Source organism: Frankia tisae, from assembly GCF_025403405.1.
Taxonomy (GTDB): domain Bacteria; phylum Actinomycetota; class Actinomycetes; order Frankiales; family Frankiaceae; genus Frankia; species Frankia tisai.
The window spans coordinates 1-421 of sequence record NZ_JANEZT010000845.1; the positions used below are offsets into that span (position 1 = coordinate 1).

Here is a 421-nt window from a genome sequence, read left to right on the forward strand (position 1 = left end):
CGTCCAGGACGCGGGCCGTCACGTTCGCAATCGGCCGTCCGATGGTGACGGCGCCGGGCTCGATCCGCGCGACGACGGCGTCGACCGTGCTCTCGCTCGGTCCGTAGAGGTTCCAACCGTCGATGTGGTCGGCTTCGGCGACCTCGTTCCAGAAGTCCGCGGGGACGGCTTCTCCGCCCACCGCGACGGTCAGGTGACCGTCGTGCTCCGCGACGGCGTCGAAGAGTCCGACCGCGGCCAGCTGACGGGCGTACGACGGCGTGGTCTCGATCACGTCGATGCCGTGCTCGACCACGTCTCGAACGACCGTCTCCGCGTTCGTCCGGGTGGCGTCGTCGGCCACCTCGAGCGTCGTGCCAGCGACGAGCCAGACGATCGGGTCCCACGCCGCGTCGAAGCCGAGCCCGGACAGGTGCAGCAT

Annotated in this window: 1 protein-coding gene; it reads right to left on the reverse strand. The window is 70.3% G+C overall.

Annotation, left to right across the window (positions count from 1 at the left end; genetic code table 11):
• The coding region (locus NBZ85_RS31945; protein WP_261563524.1) for an AMP-binding protein at positions 1-421 on the reverse strand (421 nt) is incomplete at both ends.